The following is a 16,395-nucleotide window of genomic DNA, read 5'->3' on the forward strand; positions in this document are numbered from 1 at the left end:
AAAGGAAAAACAAAAAAGAACCGGAAAACCCCTGTTTCAAGGGCTTTCCGGTTCAGGGCCGATGGTGATTGCTGTAAGCGATGGTTTTTTCATAACTGAATCCTTCGCCCAGGACATCTCTGGCATCGCCGACAACGACAAAAGCTTGCGGATCGATTTGATGGACGATTTGTTTCAGTTTGGGCAGCTCGTTGCGGCCAACCACCACATACAAAACCTCGCGCGTTTTCCCGGTGTATCCGCCGCGTCCGGTCAAAATGGTGACGCCGCGATCCATCTTTTTGACAATGGTGCCGGCCAATTCCTGAGGGCGGTTGGACACGATGGTGACGGCTTTGGATGCGTTTAAACCTTCAATGACAAAGTCGATGACCCGTGCGCTGATAAAAACGGAAACCAACGTGTACATGGCCATGTCCAGCCCGATAATAAAGACAGATGAGAGAATGACGCCGAAATCAAACATCAACATGGTGCGGCCGATGCTCCAGCCGTAAAATTTGTTTACAAGCCGGGCGATAATATCCACGCCGCCGGTCGTGCCGCCGGTCCGGAAAATGAGCCCCAGGCCGATTCCCACCAACACTCCGGTATACAAAGTGCACAATAAGGTGTCTTCCGGCGGGGGACCGAACCATGTGACAATGTTTTTGGTGATTTCCAAGAAAAAGGAGGAAGAGGCGATCCCAAGGATCGTATAAATAAAGGATTGTTTTCCAAATACTTTGTATCCGACAAAGAGAAGAGGTATATTTAAAAGCAGGATCACCAGACCGGGCGAAAAGCCGAACAAATAAAACAGAAGCAGGCTGATCCCGGTAAATCCTCCTTCAGCCAAATTGCTGGGGATGGCAAAATAGTTGACCCCCATGGCAAAAATCAGTGAACCGGTCAAAAGGATCACGATCTTGGAAATATGTAAAAGAATTTTGTTTTTTTTCATTTGGATTCTCCTTGTCAAAGGATCATTTCCGATATATTATACATGCCCTGATTTCCAGGTTCAATGCTTGAAAAAGATCGGTATAATGAAGGAGATTGAGTTTGTACAGTATTTTACGTTAACATGAGTATGGAGCAGGAGGGTGAAGCAATGGCAGGCAAAACGATCAATGACCTCCAAAAAGAGGTTGATCAATATATCGGTCAGTTTAAGGAAGGATATTTTCATCCGTTATCCATGCTGGCCCGCCTCACGGAAGAAGTGGGGGAGCTGGCGCGGGAAGTGAATCACCGCTACGGCGAAAAACCCAAAAAGCCGGAGGAGGAAGAAAATTCGATTGAAAATGAGTTGGGGGATCTTTTGTTTATCATTACTTGTTTTGCCAACTCGTTGGACATCGATTTGGAAGAGGCTTACCAAAAAGTGATGGACAAATACCAAACGCGGGATGCCGACCGTTGGACGCGGATTGAAGACAAATAAAAACATCAAGGGAGAAGAGGAGACGAAACACCATGAAGATTCGAGTCATCGTAGCCGGAGCAAGCGGAAGAATGGGACGGGAAGTTGTGAAGATGTTAACAAAAACCGAAGACTTGGAACTGGTCGGTGCCACATCCCGAACCCACGCGGGAAAGGATGTCGGAGAAGTGATTGGAATCGGGCCGTTGGGGGTCTCCTTTGTTTCCTCCACACTCGAAGCCATCAGTAAAACCCGGGCGGATGTATTGGTGGACTTTACGACACCGGAAGTGGTGAAAGAAAATATGGAACTCGCCATGGAGGCGGGCGTTCGTCCGGTGGTGGGAACCAGCGGGTTGTCTGAATCGGATATAAAATCCCTCCGGGAAATGAGTGAACAAACCGGGGTGGGTGCGATCATTGCTCCCAATTTTGCCATTGGTGCTGTATTGATGATGGTTTTTGCGCAAAAAGCGGCGAAATATTTACCCCATGTGGAAATTGTGGAATCCCATCATGACCGGAAACTGGACGCCCCCTCGGGAACGGCGGTCAAAACAGCCGAGATGATTCAGAGAAGCCGGGTTGAATTAAAACAAGGACATCCGGAAGAAAAAGAGTTGCTCGAAGGGGCCCGGGGCGCTTATGTCGGCGGTTTCCGGATTCACAGTGTCCGGTTGCCCGGATTGGTCGCTCACCAGGAAGTGATGTTTGGCGGCGATGGGCAATTGCTGACGGTAAGGCATGACTCTTTCGACCGGGAATCGTTCATGCCGGGCGTGAAATTGGCGATTGAAAAAGTGATGACGTTGGACAAGCTGGTCTACGGTTTGGAAAATATCTTGGAGTTGTGATCAAAGGAGAATGGAACCGTGCCTCATCCGATGAATCATTTTGTAATCCTGGATGGTTTTACTCCGCTTGAACCGTTGCCTCGTCTCGCAGAGCACTTGGGGTTGAAAAGTTTATGGATCAAACGGGATGATTTGACGGGACTGATGTTTGGGGGAAATAAACTCAGGAAATTGGAATATTTGATCGGGGATGCTTTGGCCAAGGGGTGTGATCTGGTGATCACCGGAGGCAGCCCCCAATCCAATCATGCCCGGCTGACGGCTGCGGTTGCCAATAAGGCCGGCATGGAGACATGGTTATGTTTTGCCGGTCGCCATATGGGGATGCGGCAAGGAAACTTGCTGCTGAATCATATTATGGGAGCGACCATGTTCACAACAGGGGTTTATGGATCAAAAAATTTGTATCAGGCGATGAAAGAGAAAGCGGCCGAAGCGGAAAAAGAAGGGAAAAAACCTTACACCATTCCGGTCGGCGGATCGACTCCGGTCGGAGATTACGGCTACCTTCGCGCTTGGAGAGAGCTGGAGGAACAGCGGGAAAAGAAACAGCTTCCTCCTTTTGATGAAATTTATGTGGCAGCCGGTTCCGGCGGGACGATTGCCGGATTGCTGGCCGGGATTCATTTATATCCGCAAAAAACGAAATTGATGGGAATCAGCGTTTGGGAATCGAAAGAGACTTTATATCAAGAGATTCGGAATTTCACTTCCCAATTGTTGTCATGGGTGGGTCATGACCAGTCGGTTTCCATGGATGCTTTGAAATTGTTTGATCAATACATCGGGAAAAAATACGGGGTCCCGTCCAAAGACGGCAATGAAGCCATTCGTCTGCTTGCGCGTTTGGAAGGCATCATGGCCGATCCGGTTTATACGGGAAAAGCCCTGTCGGGATTGATTGACCGGTCCCGGAAGGGGCTGTTAAAGGATAAACACGTGTTATTTTGGCACACCGGCGGAACTCCGGCTGTCTTTACCCACGCTTCTTCCCTTTCACAGGATGAAGCGTGATTTCAAGCACCAAACCAAGCAGGGAACTTATAAAAAATGAGACAGGAAAAGAGGGTGTGAAGTGAATACTACAACCGTTGATATTTTAGCATTTGGCGCTCATCCTGATGATATTGAAATCGGGGCGGGCGCCTTGGTGGCAAAACATACAAAAAACGGCTATTCTGTTGCTTTTTGTCATTTGACGGATGCCGAGCTTTCTTCCAACGGGACGGTGGAGCTTCGCAAACAAGAAGCGAAGAAAGCCGAGGCGATCCTGGGAGTGGAAAAAAGCATTTATCTGGGCTTCCCGGACCGGGGGCTGACCGGCAGCAAGGAACAATTGTCAAAAATGACGCAGGTGATCCGCAAGCTCCGTCCCCGTGTGGTGCTCGCCCCCTATTGGAAAGACCGGCATCCGGATCACGTTCAGTGCAGCAAAATGGTCACAGAAGCGGTGTTTGACGCAGCCATCCGGAAGAAAGAAACGCCTGGCGGCGAGGGAGCCCATCGTGTGGAGCAAGTTTATTATTATTTTATTAATCACATGGGTGAAGCGGATGTGGTTGTGGACGTTTCGGATGTTTACGAGTTAAAAAAGCAAGCCTTGCTTGCCTACCGCAGCCAGTTTTCCCCCGGGGAAGGACAGGTTCAAACCCCGCTGAACCAGCCCGCATATTTGGCTATGATTCAAGGCCGGGATCAGTTATGGGGGCAACAAATCGGTGCACGCTATGGGGAAGGATTGGTGAGTCCTCATCCGGTAAAAAAAGATTTTCTTTAAAGATGAAGGAGGATTTGGATGCGAATCGGGATTACTTGTTATCCGTCACACGGGGGATCTGGCGTGGTAGCCACCGAACTGGGCAAACTATTGGCCGAAAAAGGGCATGATATTCACTTTATTACATATGACATGCCTTTCCGGTTGGGAAACTTTCACCAAAATATCCGGTATCACGGGGTTGAGGCCAACCGGTATGCGGTTTTTAAGTATCCGCCCTATGATTTGTCGCTCGCCAGCCGGATGGCACAAGTGGCGAAAACATATGATTTGGACTTGCTTCATGTTCATTATGCCGTCCCGCATGCCATAGCCGCCGTGTTGGCCAAACAAATGGTGGGGGAAAATTTGAAGGTCGTCACCACCCTGCACGGAACCGACATCACCGTGTTGGGGGAAGATCCATCGCTGAGGGACATTATTTGTTTCGGAATCCGGCAGAGTGATGCGGTGACGGCGGTATCGGAGGATCTTGCCAAACAAACGAAATCCCTTTTTTGTCAGGATTACGAAAAGAGGATTGACTGCATTTACAACTTTGTTGATACAAGGGTGTATTATCCGCGGGATGTTTCCGACCTTCGGAAAAAGTATGTGGATCCGGATGAAAAGCTGTTGCTTCACATCTCCAATTTTCGTCCCGTCAAAAGGCCGATGGATGTGATTGAGATCTTCCGCAAGGTGAGTGAATCCGTGCCGGCCCGGTTGTTGATGGTGGGCGAAGGACCCGAACTTCCACGGGTGATTGATCAGGTGAAACAATGGGGGATGGAAGACAGGGTCATCTTTTTGGGAAAACAGGATGAAGTGTCCCGGCTGATATCCCTGGCCGATTTGGTGCTTCTTCCCTCTGCCAAGGAAAGTTTTGGTCTGGTGATTCTGGAGGCCATGGCTTGCGGGGTTCCGGCCGTTGCATCTGATGCGGGAGGAATCCCGGAGGTTGTTGAACACGGGAAAACCGGTTTTTTGTCCCCGGTAGGCGCGGTGGATGAAATGGCTGGTTATGCCGTTCAATTGTTGCAGGATCCCGAGATGCATGATTCGTTTGCAAAAGCGGGCCTGCAAAGAGCAAGAACGGTGTTCAGCGGGATGAAGATCGTTGAACAATATGAAGAAATTTATCGTCGGGTGATTAACGGGTGAGTTGGTGATCTTCCATGGACCATCGAAAAATGGCGGCGCTTCATGTGATGGAGAAACTGGAACAAGCGGGTTATCAAGCTTATTTGGTTGGCGGATGCGTCAGGGACGAATGCTTGGGAAAGATTCCCCAAGATTATGATGTGACGACTGATGCCCGGCCTGAACAAGTGATGGAGATCTTTGAAAAAGTGATCCCGACCGGAATCCGGCATGGAACGGTGATGGTGGTGGAACAGAAAGTCCCGGTTGAGGTGACAACGTTCCGAACCGATGGAAAATATTCTAATCACCGGCAACCGGAAAAAGTGGAGTTTGTGCAATCGTTGAAGGAGGATTTGAAACGCCGGGACTTTACGATGAATGCCATGGCCAAGGACCGAAACGGCCGCATCATCGACTACTTTGGCGGGCGGAAAGATCTGGATGAAGGAATCATACGCACGGTGGGCGATCCGTCGGAACGTTTTCAGGAAGATGCACTCCGGATGCTGAGGGCGATTCGCTTTGCCAACCAATTCCGGTTTGTTTTGGATCCGGCGACAGAAGAAGGCATCTGCCGGCACCGGGACAAGGGAAGCTATTTGTCGGTCGAAAGGGTGACTTCGGAACTCAACAAAATGTTTGATGCCGATACCGTGTCTCAAGGATTCCGTCTTCTGTTTCTAACACGCCTGATCCATTTCCTCCCTCCTTTTCGCCGGTGGGATCTCCCGGATGAGGCGGTGAAGGCAACGCCACGGATTGATCAGATGAAAAGCCGGACGGTGAGATGGGCGTATCTGCTCCATTTATGCGGCACCCGCCGGGATCAGTTGGCAGAACGGCTCCGCCAGTTAAAGCTTTCCAAAAAGGAGAATAAAGAAATATCGGCTTGTTTTTCGCTGGCTTCCCAGTGGAAAGATCCGGTTGATTCCATGAGCCGGGAAGACTGGTGCCGTCTCTTGCTGGCAGAAGGGCCGGAGATTGTGGCCAACGCGGCAAATCTGGCCAAACTGACCGGCCCCGACACACAGCGGATTCCTTCTGATTCACAGCTTGTACAGTGGTGGAACGGCCTGAAGATTCATCAAGCCCGGGAGTTGAAGGTAAGCGGCCGGGATTTCGTCCGGCACTGCGGATGGGAAAAAGGCCCGTGGATTGGTAAAGTCCTGCAGGTTCTTTTGGAACAAGTGGCACTTGGAAAACTTCCCAATGAGAAAGAAATTTTGCTGAAGGAAGGGTGTAAAATTGGAGCGCTCCATCAGAAATGAAATTGTTCGCTTATTCGTCGAGAATCCGGACGAATCCTTGTCAGGTGAAGAACTGAGCCGCCGGATCGGATGCAGTCGCGCAGCCGTTTGGAAACAGATTGAAGAGCTGAGGAAACAAGGCTATGAAATTGAGGCCAAACCCCGACAAGGCTACCGGTTAAGGTACCGCCCCGACCGGGTTGCTCCCGAAGAGATTTATCCCCATTTGCAGACGGAGCGGTTGGGGTGTGAAATCCGATATGTCGAATCCACGCCTTCCACGCAAAACATTGCTCATCAATGGGCAAAAGACGGGGCTCCCGAAGGGGCCGTCGTAATCGCGGAGGAACAGGTGAACGGGCGTGGAAGGATGGGAAAAGCCTGGCATTCTCCACCAAGGTCGGGGATCTGGATGAGCCTGATTTTGCGACCTCCCATTTCGCTGGCGGAGGCGTCCCAATTAACCCTGCTGGCGTCGGTGGGGGTTCAGGAAGCCATCTCAAAAGAAACGAATTTGCCGACAAAAATAAAATGGCCCAATGATATCTTGGTGCAAGGAAAAAAAGTGTGCGGGATTTTGACGGAAATCCGTGGGGAACAGGACCGGATACACTATGTCATCATGGGGATTGGAATGAATGTCAACACGGAAGCCAAAGATTTTCCGGAAGAGCTGGTGAATGTCGGAACGTCGCTTGCCATGGAGACCGGTCGCAAAATCCACCGCGCCTCTTTGGTGGCGGCATTGTTAAAAGAACTGGAACAAACGTATTTCCTTTATTTGCAAAAAGGTTTTTCCCCCATTCGCAAAAAATGGGAAGAAAAAGCGGGGATGCTGGGGCAAGTGATCACGGCCCGTTCCACGCAAAGCACCATCACCGGTTTGGCGGAACACTTGAATGAACAAGGGGCATTGTTGATCCGGACTTCTTCCGGTGTTGTTCCGGTTTATTCCGCGGAGATCGAATGGCAATAAAAATGGAATGTCGGACAGACGAGGTTTTTTCTCGTTCTTGTCCGTTTTTTATTTTTTGACATAAAATATCCATAATGTTTGTCTATTATATTTATTAATAATATACTTTATATTATAATATATCTAAATAGTACGACAACGTACTGTTTGGAGGGGGGAGCGTTTGGCGGAAATCAAAGGGCAGGAATTATCGCCGATCGACCATTTTTTTCAAACGGAAGTGTGTCTCAAAGAGCAGCAGGCGCGGATTTTGTCGGCAGCTGCGAAAGCGCTTTCGAAACGGGGTTATGTTGCCACGACGGTGAGTGACATTGTCGCATTGGCTCATGCATCCAAATCCACCTTTTACAAGCATTATCCCAATAAAAAAGCGGTGTTGAGCCATCTTTTCGATCTGGTTTCAGGCGCAGTGGTCCGGCGCGTGGAAAAGAAATTGCGTGATTATCCCCCGACAACGGCAAAACGGACTTATCAGGCGATCAGGGAATATATCGGGATGTGTCTGACATATCAGGAGCTGGCCAAGCTGCTTTTGATCGATACCATCGGATTTGTCCCGGAGTTGCAGGAAAAACGTGAAGAGATGATGCGATTTTTTGCTGGTATTTTCCAAAGGGAATTAATGATGCTTAAAACAGAAAATGAGAAATGGATTATCTCCAATGCCATGGTGGGGGCGATTCATCAAGTGGTGATCCAATCTCTGTTGTCAGATAAACAGCCGGACGTGGATCACATCGCAACCATTTTGGAAAAAATGCTGAGCAAGATTTTGCGGGAAGAATCGGGAAAGGGGGTGTAAAAGGGTTGCAGAAAAAGCGGGTGGTTTCCGGCTTGATTGCAGCTGTGATCCTTGCCGGGGGAGGTTGGGCCGCCGCCACCAAAGTCCCGTGGTCCGAGATATCGTTTGAAGACTTTGATTTAAGTGGAACCCTTGCCAAAATCCATGAAAGAACAGAGCAACTCGGCAATGTAAATCAAGGGATCATTCAGGGGATCCGAAAGCTGGAAGAGCAATCGGGAAAAACAAAAGAAGTGAATCAAAAGTTGGCCCGGGTGGGAGAGTTGGCCGGCGCCCAGGTGGAACAGCTGAATCAAATCCGGGTGGTTACCGGCCAGCAAGTCCCGTTGAGCCAAAACTTGCACAGTCTCAGCCAGCGGTTGGCCAAGCAGATGGACACCATTTCCAAAAGCGGGGGAAAACAGGCAACGCAAGCGGGCCAATTGAAGAAAATCACGGAACAAACCGAGGCCAATCTGAATGAAGTCTTGCAGCAAAATGAGTTATTGGAGAAAAAGTTGGGACAAGCTGCCGAGATGGCCGAACAAGTGAAAAACTCTCTGCCTTAAAGGAGGGAGAAAATGCTGAGGATTATTCAAGTGCTCGGGATCTTGTGCCTGACGGCTTTGTTGATCAACGGTGTCACCATGACCCAACAGATGAAAAAGATCCAGAGCAGCTTGGACAAAAATTTGAAAGCGGTTCAACAATTGAATCAGGTGCAGGGAAACATCATTCAAAAGAATGAGGAATTAACCCGGATGACTCAAACGCTGGATCAATTGGACGGTGATTTGAACGGAACCATCCAACAAACGGGAAAAACGTTAGATTCTTTGTCTGAAGTGGTCCATTACATCAGTGGAAGTTTGGATTTGAACCGTCAAACTTACCAATCTTCCATCAACACCGGCAAAGAGATCGAAAAAGTGAATCAAACGCTGGCAGAGATGGAACCGCATTTGAAAAAGTTGGATCAATTATTGGGCCAATTATCCAAAGCGACGCAAAAAGATCAGGAGCATATGAAGCGGTTGAATGAGTCGACGGAATCCTTAAACGGGAAAATTCCGGGAGTGAAATGAGCATGAGTAAATCATCATTGGGTTTATCCGCATTAACTTGTGTTTTGCTGATTGTGCTTGCCGGAAACACTTGGCTGCAATTGGGGCTTCAGGACCGCATTGCCAGCGATTCCAAAAAAATGAAAGAAACGCTGGGTCAATCGGCGGCAAAGTCTGAGCAAATGAATAAACAATTGGAAACGATTGCTGTCATCAAGCAAAAAACAAATCAGTTGCAACATAAAATCACGAAAATTCAAAACAACACAGGGGAATTGGAGGGGGAGTTGATCCAATTAGATCAAGTGGTGGCGTCGATTGCGGATCATGTTGAATGGATCGGAAAAGAGACCAATGCCACCACGGCCGGCTTAAACGGGATCAAGACATCTCTTGCCAACAGTGCCGGGTATTTGCAGTCCATGGCAGAAAGCAATCAGAAAATCCGCCAGTCACTTGCCAATATGGTATCGACACAAAAAGAAATCAACAAAAATTTGGAAGAAATGAATGACAAGACGGATTTCATCCCTCCGCTCAGGGGGAAAGAACAATGAAAAAATCATGGAACCGGCACCATGTGAAGACAGGATTGATCGGACTTTTGTTGGTTCTTTTGAGCATGCCGTTTTTAAGCGGGTTCAGCGACCATGTATTGCTTACTTCGTTATCCAAGTATAACATTTTTCAAATCACCAAAGATCTGGTGGGATTGACAGACCGCATGATTGATGAGACCGAAGCTTTGGAGGATCAGGTCAAACAAGCGGGGCAGTCTTTGGGGGTGTTGGATCGGCAATTGACATTGGCGGATCAACAAATCCGGATCAACCAAGGCATCCGTTCGGAGCTTGAATCGCAATTGCAGGGAAATATATCCGCCCGCGACAAGATGGAGGAAATCTTGATCCGGCAAAAGGAAACCTCCGCCTTGACGGGGCAAGTTTCCGCAAGAACAAACGAAATATCCGGACAGATGGAGCAAGTGATCGGGGATTTGGGCAATGTTGCAGCCGTCACCGGAGACATCGGGAAAAACAGTCAGCAACTTCACCCGCTGATGGATGATTTGATGGTGGAATTAAACAAATCGTATGACAATTTGCGTTTCATCCGGCGGATTGTTGAATGGCTGGATGATCTCAAAAGAAAGATCGGCCTGAGTGGTTCCGGATCCGGTCAGACGACAGGGGGGGAGTCACATGAGGATACCATGGCTGATCGCTAATGCGGTATTGTTGATCTTATTTGGAGCCGGTACCTATCAACAAATTGTAAACCAAAAAAATACGAACCTGGTGATGGAAGAAGTTTACCAAAATATTTCCCGCTCCAGAGCGTTGACAGAACAGACAAACCGGCATTTGGCCCCGCTTTCACAAACGGCCGCCGTGATGCAAGAGATGAATCAACAATTGTCGGATACGAAAAAGCGCCTGAATCATATGAATGAGAAAATCGGGCGGGTGAATGCCAGTGAACAAAAGATTATCACCGGCTTGGATGAATTGAACGAATATACCAAAAATGTATATGAAGGATTAGGGGAAATTTCCTCTCAAAACAAAGAAATCAAGCAGTTGAGCCAAACCATTTCCGAACAGTCAAACCGTGAGAATCGAAGTTTATTGGACTTATCCAAACTTACTCGTCAATCGATTCAAGAATTAAATCAATTAAATAAAAAACTGGCATGGCTTGGTTTATTGCCTTGATCACGAAGGAGTTTCCGGCATGTTTTTCAGTATGCTATATTTGGTGGATATTTTTGGAACCGTGGGTTGTGCAGCGATGGCAATCTATGCTGTCATCCGGCAGCGTCCGATGATTCAGTGGTTGTGGAGGCTGATTTTCATCAACCTGATTTATCTTGCAATAACTGGAATCAGTTTGTTGTTTTAACCACAAAGGACCCGGATTCCTATTAAAATCCGGGTTTTTTTATGGTTATATAAGAAACATTCATTTCAAATATTATTGAAAGGGTTTACTTGTTTAGTTAAATTTGCTTTAATGATAATGTTATTTTTGGCTTCATAAAACCGAAAGGAATGAAGAACGCGATGATGGACTATATAGGCATCATAGGTATCTTTATCGTGATGGGAGTGGCATGGTTGTTTTCAGAAAACAAAAAAGCAATCAACTACAAAGCCATCGGTATTATGTTGGTTCTTCAGGTGATTGTGACCTGGGGGATGTTGAGCACTCAGATCGGGGCCATCATCATTAACGGCGTTTCTGCCGGGATTTTAAAGCTGGTCGATTTTGCCCATGCCGGGATCGACTTTGTGGTGGGCGGATTAAAGCCGGAAGGTGTGGATACAGTCTTTGTCATTGATGTGTTGTTGCCCATTGTTTTCTTCTCGGCATTTATGGCCGTTCTGACTTGGATCGGGATTTTGCCCTGGGTGATCCGGGTTGTGGGGGCTGTGGTTTCCAAAATCACCGGGCTTCCGAAATTGGAAAGTTTTAATGCTGTCAGCTCCATCTTTTTTGGACAAAGTGAAGCGTTGCTGGCGATCCGCACCCATCTGGACGGGTTGAAACGCGAGCGGCTGTATATGCTTTGTGCCTCTGCGATGGGATCGGTCAGTTCGACGATTATCGGAGCGTACATGACCATCTTGCCTCCGACCTATGTGCTGGTGGCATTGCCGCTCAATATGTTCAGTGCCCTGATTATCGCCTGCATCTTGTTGCCGGTGCATGTGGAAAGCGAAAAAGATGTGATTAAAATTTCCAACGACCGGCGCCGCGGGTTGTTTGAAGTGATCGGGGAAGGGGCATCCGATGGTGTGAAACTGGTGGCCATCATTTCCGGGATGTTGATCGCATTTATCGCGCTGATGGAAGGAATCAACTTTGTGACCACCAACTTGACCGGATTGACCTTGCCAAACATTTTGGGGTATATCCTGATGCCGTTTGCCGTGATTTCCGGTGTTCCGGTGTCTGAAGCGGTGACGGCCGGCGGCGTGATGGGAACCAAAATCATTTTGAATGAATTCGTCGCCATGCTCCAGTTCCAGGATATGATTCCGAAATTAAGCGAAAAGACGGTTGCCGTGGTGTCCACTTATTTGGTGAGTTTTGCCAACTTCAGTTCCATTGGCATCATTGCCGGAACCTTTAAAGCGATCTCTGAAAAACAAATGCCGGTGGTGGCCGGTTTCGGCTTGAAATTATTGTTCGGCGCATCCTTGGCCAGCTTCCTGACGGCGGCAATGACCGGATTGTTTATTTAAAACGGAAAACCTTGCCCAGCGGATTTTTTCGCTGGGTTTTTTCATGAAAATATTGCATTCCGGAGGAAGATCCGATACGTTAAAAGAGATAGGCAACATCTGTGAAAGAGTTGCACTGTCGTTTTCCTGTTTTTTCAAAAGGTGAATATTGGAGTTTATGAATCTGCTTCGAGCCATTGGGACGGGGACAGAAAGGTAACGGATACCTGCGCCTTTTTTCGTCTCGGATGGGTGACGATAAAAGGCGTTTTTTTCTCTCGCCCAAGGGCCCAAATTTGGGAGGGAGTTTGATGACGGGAAAAAAAGTGACCAAGCGAACGTTGCTCGGCATGAAGCAAAAGCAAGAGCCGATCGCCATGATTACAGCCTATGATTATCCTTCTGCGCGCCTGGCGGAGGAAGCGGGAGCCGATATTTTGCTGGTGGGCGATTCTTTGGGAATGGTGGTTTTGGGCTATGATTCGACCATCCCCGTGACGCTGGATGACATGTTGCATCATACCAAAGCGGTGACCCGGGGAGCCAAAAAAGCAATGGTCATTGCCGATCTGCCGTTTGCAACCGCCCATCTGCCGGAAGGGGAAGTGTTGAAAAGCGCAGCCCGCCTGATGCAGGAAGGACTGGCTTACGGGGTGAAAATGGAAGGCGGCATCGAAATTGTTGACAAGGTCAATAATTTAACTATGGCAGGGATTCCCGTGATGGGGCATCTCGGTTTGACCCCCCAATCCGTGAATCAATTGGGCGGGTATGTGATCCAGGGAAAAGATTTGCCTGCGGCGAGACGTTTGCTTGATGCGGCGCAACGGTTGGAAGAAGCCGGAGCATTTGCAATCGTGTTGGAATGTGTTACGGAAGAATTGGCGGAACTGGTGACCAAAAAGGTGGGGATTCCGGTGATCGGGATCGGTGCAGGACGCCATTGCGACGGCCAGGTTTTGGTGTATCATGATTTGTTGGCCATGGCCGGCGACTTCCGGCCATCCTTCGTCAAGGTTTATCAAGATGCCGGGGAAGTCATCCGGAAAGGGATTGCAGCTTATGTGCAAGAGGTGAAAGAGAGAAGCTTCCCGGCGGAGAACCATGTCACTCACTTAAAAGATGAACTGATTCATGAGTTATATGGATCCAGTGGAGGAGAAACGAACCAATGAAAATCATCCAAACGGTCGCTGAAATGCGAAAGGAATTAAAAAAGCAAACCGGATCGATCGGCTTTGTGCCGACCATGGGCTTTTTGCATCAAGGCCATCTCAGTCTGGCGGAACGGGCAAGGAAGGAAAACGATGTGGTGGTCCTGTCCATTTTTGTCAACCCTTTGCAGTTTGGCCCCAATGAAGACTATGACCGGTATCCGCGGGATCTCGACCGGGATGCCGAACTGGCTGAAAAAGCCGGAGTGGACTTCATTTTTCATCCGGATGTCAAGGAAATGTACCCGGAGACACCGCTGACGCAAGTGAATGTGAAACAAATGACGGAACGGTTATGCGGAAAGAGCCGGCCCGGTCATTTTGCAGGCGTGGCCACAGTGGTCAGCAAGCTGTTTCATATCATTCAGCCGGACCGTGCTTATTTCGGTTTGAAAGATGCCCAGCAAGTGGCCGTGATCGAACAAATGGTCCGGGATCTCCATTTTCCGGTTACGATTGTCCCTTGTCCGATCGTCCGTGAAGAAGACGGCCTGGCCATGAGTTCGCGAAACGTTTATCTCTCTCTGGAGGAAAGAGAACAAGCGCTGGTGATTTCCCAATCCTTACAGCAAGCCAAAGAGCGGGTGGAAAAAGGCGAACTGGTGGAAGCCCGCGATGCCATCCGGTTTATTACGGAACAAATTGAAACCCGGCCGCTGGCACGCATCGAATATGTGGAAGCGGTGAGTTATCCGAAATTGGAACCGGTGGAACGGTTGGACCGCCCGCCGGTCTTGGTGGCGGTGGCCGTTCACTTTGGAAAGACGCGTTTGATCGATAATTTTTTGTATGAAGGAAAGGGGGAGTGAAACATGTTCCGGTTCATGATGAAAGGGAAAATTCATCGCGCCACGGTGACGGAAGCCAATTTGAATTATGTGGGCAGCATCACGATTGATGAAGAAATCTTGGAGAAAGTGGACATTTTGCCCAATGAAAGAGTCCAAGTGGTCAACAACAATAACGGAGCCCGTCTGGAGACGTATGTGATTCCGGGAGAAAGAGGCAGCGGAGTGATTTGTTTAAACGGAGCGGCTGCCCGCAAAGTGCAACCCGGAGATCAAGTGATCATCATGTCTTATGTGATGTTGGAAGAAGAAGAGGCACGGAAACATCAGCCGAAAATCGCCATCATGGATGAAAACAACCGGATTGTGGAATTGATCGGGGAAGAGGTTCACGGTGTCATTTTGTAAACCGGGCCGCATCCCGTTTTAAACACTTCAATATCAACGGTCTGAAACTCCCGCACCAAAGAGGCGGGAGTTTTTTTGTGAAAAAAGGTATGGAAAAGGAGGCGCGGAGTTAGGCTAACTACATAAACGATGTTGTGGATGGAGGAGAAAAAATGGTTCATCAACAATGGCTGAAATGGGCGGAGTCCGCGATCAAAGAGATTGAAAAAAATTACTCCCAAAGCCCGGCATCCAAGCGGCCGGTATGGCGCCGGCGCTTTATGGAAATCAAGCGTTCTTGCGATGAGATGTTGGAAGCCTGGGCAAAAGTGGAAGAGCAATTGGCGGAACTGACGAAGAGATATCCCGGTTTATCGTCATTGGGCGAGGAGTTTGAAGAAGAGTTCTGGTTAAACGAATCGGCAGTGCGGCAGTTTCGCCAGGGACAGGGATATTACGGACTCACGATGTTTCAAGAGGCGGGAAATATTTTCAAAAAGGTCATCGATGATGAACCGGATTTTTTATTGGGCCGGATTTATTACGGACTGACGCTTTTCCATGAAGGAAAGTTTACCGAAGCGAGCCGTCAATTCCAATTGATAGCCAACACGGCAAGGCATGAGGCGTTTGCCGGTTTTGCCCGCCACATGCTGGGGTGTATTGCGGTGAAGGAAGGAGATGACCGCGCGGCAATCCGTCAGTTTAAAAAAACGGTGGAGCTTATGTCGGACCACAGCGACGCCTGGTTCAATATGGGGGTTTGCCACTACCGTTTGAAGGAATACCATGAAGCCATTCCTTGTTTTTATCAGGCTTTGTCGACCAATCCGGATGATTGGGAGTCCATGTATTATCTTTCGCATTGCTACCGTGAGATCAAGGAATGGGGAAGTGTTTCTTTCTGGCGGTTGGCAACTTATGAAAAAACCAAGCATCCGCATGTGTTGGAATCGATTGCTCATGATTATGAAGAAATGGGGTTGCCGCACAAAGCTTTGGAATGGTACCGGCGTTTGGCCGCGAAACATCCGAAGCATCCGGGAGCCTATCATGGAATGGCATGGAATCTATTTTTAACCGGAAAATCGGATGAGGCTTTCAGTTGGATCAAGAAAGGGTTGTCCTTGTTTCCAAAACACTCGGGATTATTGTTGGCTTATGTTTGGATGTGTATGGATGTCCATGATCACCACCGGGCGGAAAAGGCGTTGAATGCCTTGCCGGATGAAGTGGCGGAAGAACCCGTGTGGACGGCGGTGCGTTCCAGGCTTTCCATTCATACCGGAAATGTGAATGAAGCCGCCGATTTAGCCGAGAAGCTGTTGCAACAAGAGAATTCATCGATCCGGGCGATGGGGCATTATCACAAAGGAAGGGCTTTGATGGAAAAAAGGGATCTCCAGGAAGCGATTCAGCATTTCCGCCAGGCTCAAAAGTTGGTTTCATCTTGGAAAGATCCGTTGTTTTTTGAAGGGATTTGCCATTTGATTGAAGGCCATCCGGATGCCACCCGTGATTGCTGGAGTCAGTTATCCTTAAAAAAATGA

Annotated in this window: 20 protein-coding genes; 19 read left to right on the forward strand and 1 reads right to left on the reverse strand. The window is 48.6% G+C overall.

Annotated features, from left to right (window positions below):
- Nucleotides 1-52: 52 nt before the first annotated feature.
- Nucleotides 53-943, reverse strand: a complete 891-nt coding sequence (locus I8U23_RS01520) for a YitT family protein (protein ID WP_049720009.1) — start codon at nt 941-943, stop codon at nt 53-55.
- Between the two features lie 150 nt (nt 944-1,093).
- Between I8U23_RS01520 and I8U23_RS01525 the strand changes: the two genes are divergently transcribed.
- The 19 genes from I8U23_RS01525 to I8U23_RS01615 all read left to right on the forward strand — a co-directional run bounded on the left by I8U23_RS01525 (nt 1,094) and on the right by I8U23_RS01615 (nt 16,395).
- A complete protein-coding gene (locus I8U23_RS01525; RefSeq protein ID WP_037995465.1) occupies nt 1,094-1,426 on the forward strand; it encodes a nucleotide pyrophosphohydrolase in 333 nt (110 codons plus the stop codon).
- A 32-nt stretch (nt 1,427-1,458) separates the two neighbouring features.
- Nucleotides 1,459-2,259: a 4-hydroxy-tetrahydrodipicolinate reductase gene (gene dapB, locus I8U23_RS01530; RefSeq protein ID WP_049720010.1), complete on the forward strand. Its 801-nt coding sequence runs from the start codon at nt 1,459-1,461 to the stop codon at nt 2,257-2,259.
- A gap of 18 nt (nt 2,260-2,277) precedes the next feature.
- Nucleotides 2,278-3,273 carry a 1-aminocyclopropane-1-carboxylate deaminase/D-cysteine desulfhydrase gene (locus tag I8U23_RS01535; protein ID WP_049720011.1) on the forward strand — a complete coding sequence of 332 codons (996 nt, stop codon included), beginning with the start codon at nt 2,278-2,280 and terminating at the stop codon, nt 3,271-3,273.
- A 61-nt stretch (nt 3,274-3,334) separates the two neighbouring features.
- Nucleotides 3,335-4,036 carry a bacillithiol biosynthesis deacetylase BshB1 gene (gene bshB1 / locus I8U23_RS01540; protein ID WP_037995464.1) on the forward strand — a complete coding sequence of 234 codons (702 nt, stop codon included), beginning with the start codon at nt 3,335-3,337 and terminating at the stop codon, nt 4,034-4,036.
- 18 nt (nt 4,037-4,054) lie between these two features.
- On the forward strand, nt 4,055-5,179 hold the full coding sequence (gene bshA, locus I8U23_RS01545) for an N-acetyl-alpha-D-glucosaminyl L-malate synthase BshA (RefSeq protein ID WP_049720012.1): 1,125 nt from the start codon (nt 4,055-4,057) through the stop codon (nt 5,177-5,179).
- A gap of 14 nt (nt 5,180-5,193) precedes the next feature.
- Nucleotides 5,194-6,429 (forward strand): CCA tRNA nucleotidyltransferase, encoded by a 1,236-nt coding sequence (locus I8U23_RS01550; protein ID WP_049720013.1) that lies wholly within the window; start codon nt 5,194-5,196, stop codon nt 6,427-6,429.
- Complete coding sequence (locus tag I8U23_RS01555; RefSeq protein ID WP_198050631.1) at nt 6,407-7,384, forward strand: biotin--[acetyl-CoA-carboxylase] ligase; 978 nt, start codon at nt 6,407-6,409, stop codon at nt 7,382-7,384. The genes I8U23_RS01550 and I8U23_RS01555 overlap by 23 nt, the downstream gene beginning before the upstream one ends.
- A gap of 163 nt (nt 7,385-7,547) precedes the next feature.
- The gene (locus I8U23_RS01560; RefSeq protein WP_198050632.1) at nt 7,548-8,186 is read left to right on the forward strand and encodes a TetR/AcrR family transcriptional regulator; all 639 of its coding nucleotides are present in this window, start codon (nt 7,548-7,550) and stop codon (nt 8,184-8,186) included.
- A 5-nt stretch (nt 8,187-8,191) separates the two neighbouring features.
- Nucleotides 8,192-8,734 (forward strand): hypothetical protein, encoded by a 543-nt coding sequence (locus I8U23_RS01565; RefSeq protein ID WP_049720045.1) that lies wholly within the window; start codon nt 8,192-8,194, stop codon nt 8,732-8,734.
- Nucleotides 8,735-8,746: 12 nt separating this feature from the next.
- On the forward strand, nt 8,747-9,250 hold the full coding sequence (locus I8U23_RS01570; protein ID WP_198050633.1) for a coiled-coil domain-containing protein: 504 nt from the start codon (nt 8,747-8,749) through the stop codon (nt 9,248-9,250).
- A gap of 2 nt (nt 9,251-9,252) precedes the next feature.
- Nucleotides 9,253-9,786, forward strand: coding sequence for a hypothetical protein (locus I8U23_RS01575; protein WP_198050634.1), 534 nt, complete (start codon nt 9,253-9,255; stop codon nt 9,784-9,786).
- Nucleotides 9,783-10,457 (forward strand): hypothetical protein, encoded by a 675-nt coding sequence (locus tag I8U23_RS01580; RefSeq protein WP_049720047.1) that lies wholly within the window; start codon nt 9,783-9,785, stop codon nt 10,455-10,457. Before I8U23_RS01575 ends, I8U23_RS01580 begins: the two co-directional genes overlap by 4 nt.
- Nucleotides 10,432-10,944 (forward strand): hypothetical protein, encoded by a 513-nt coding sequence (locus I8U23_RS01585; protein WP_049720048.1) that lies wholly within the window; start codon nt 10,432-10,434, stop codon nt 10,942-10,944. Before I8U23_RS01580 ends, I8U23_RS01585 begins: the two co-directional genes overlap by 26 nt.
- A gap of 19 nt (nt 10,945-10,963) precedes the next feature.
- Nucleotides 10,964-11,131 carry a hypothetical protein gene (locus I8U23_RS01590; protein ID WP_165489747.1) on the forward strand — a complete coding sequence of 56 codons (168 nt, stop codon included), beginning with the start codon at nt 10,964-10,966 and terminating at the stop codon, nt 11,129-11,131.
- A 161-nt stretch (nt 11,132-11,292) separates the two neighbouring features.
- Nucleotides 11,293-12,477: a NupC/NupG family nucleoside CNT transporter gene (locus I8U23_RS01595; protein ID WP_049720049.1), complete on the forward strand. Its 1,185-nt coding sequence runs from the start codon at nt 11,293-11,295 to the stop codon at nt 12,475-12,477.
- Between the two features lie 290 nt (nt 12,478-12,767).
- The gene (gene panB, locus I8U23_RS01600) at nt 12,768-13,631 is read left to right on the forward strand and encodes a 3-methyl-2-oxobutanoate hydroxymethyltransferase (RefSeq protein WP_049720050.1); all 864 of its coding nucleotides are present in this window, start codon (nt 12,768-12,770) and stop codon (nt 13,629-13,631) included.
- Nucleotides 13,628-14,479, forward strand: a complete 852-nt coding sequence (gene panC, locus I8U23_RS01605; protein WP_049720051.1) for a pantoate--beta-alanine ligase — start codon at nt 13,628-13,630, stop codon at nt 14,477-14,479. The genes panB and panC overlap by 4 nt, the downstream gene beginning before the upstream one ends.
- A gap of 3 nt (nt 14,480-14,482) precedes the next feature.
- On the forward strand, nt 14,483-14,866 hold the full coding sequence (gene panD / locus I8U23_RS01610; RefSeq protein ID WP_049720052.1) for an aspartate 1-decarboxylase: 384 nt from the start codon (nt 14,483-14,485) through the stop codon (nt 14,864-14,866).
- A 152-nt stretch (nt 14,867-15,018) separates the two neighbouring features.
- Nucleotides 15,019-16,395: a tetratricopeptide repeat protein gene (locus I8U23_RS01615; protein ID WP_131470931.1), complete on the forward strand. Its 1,377-nt coding sequence runs from the start codon at nt 15,019-15,021 to the stop codon at nt 16,393-16,395.

This window comes from Thermoactinomyces sp. CICC 10735 (assembly GCF_016055175.1).
Taxonomy (GTDB): domain Bacteria; phylum Bacillota; class Bacilli; order Thermoactinomycetales; family Thermoactinomycetaceae; genus Thermoactinomyces; species Thermoactinomyces vulgaris.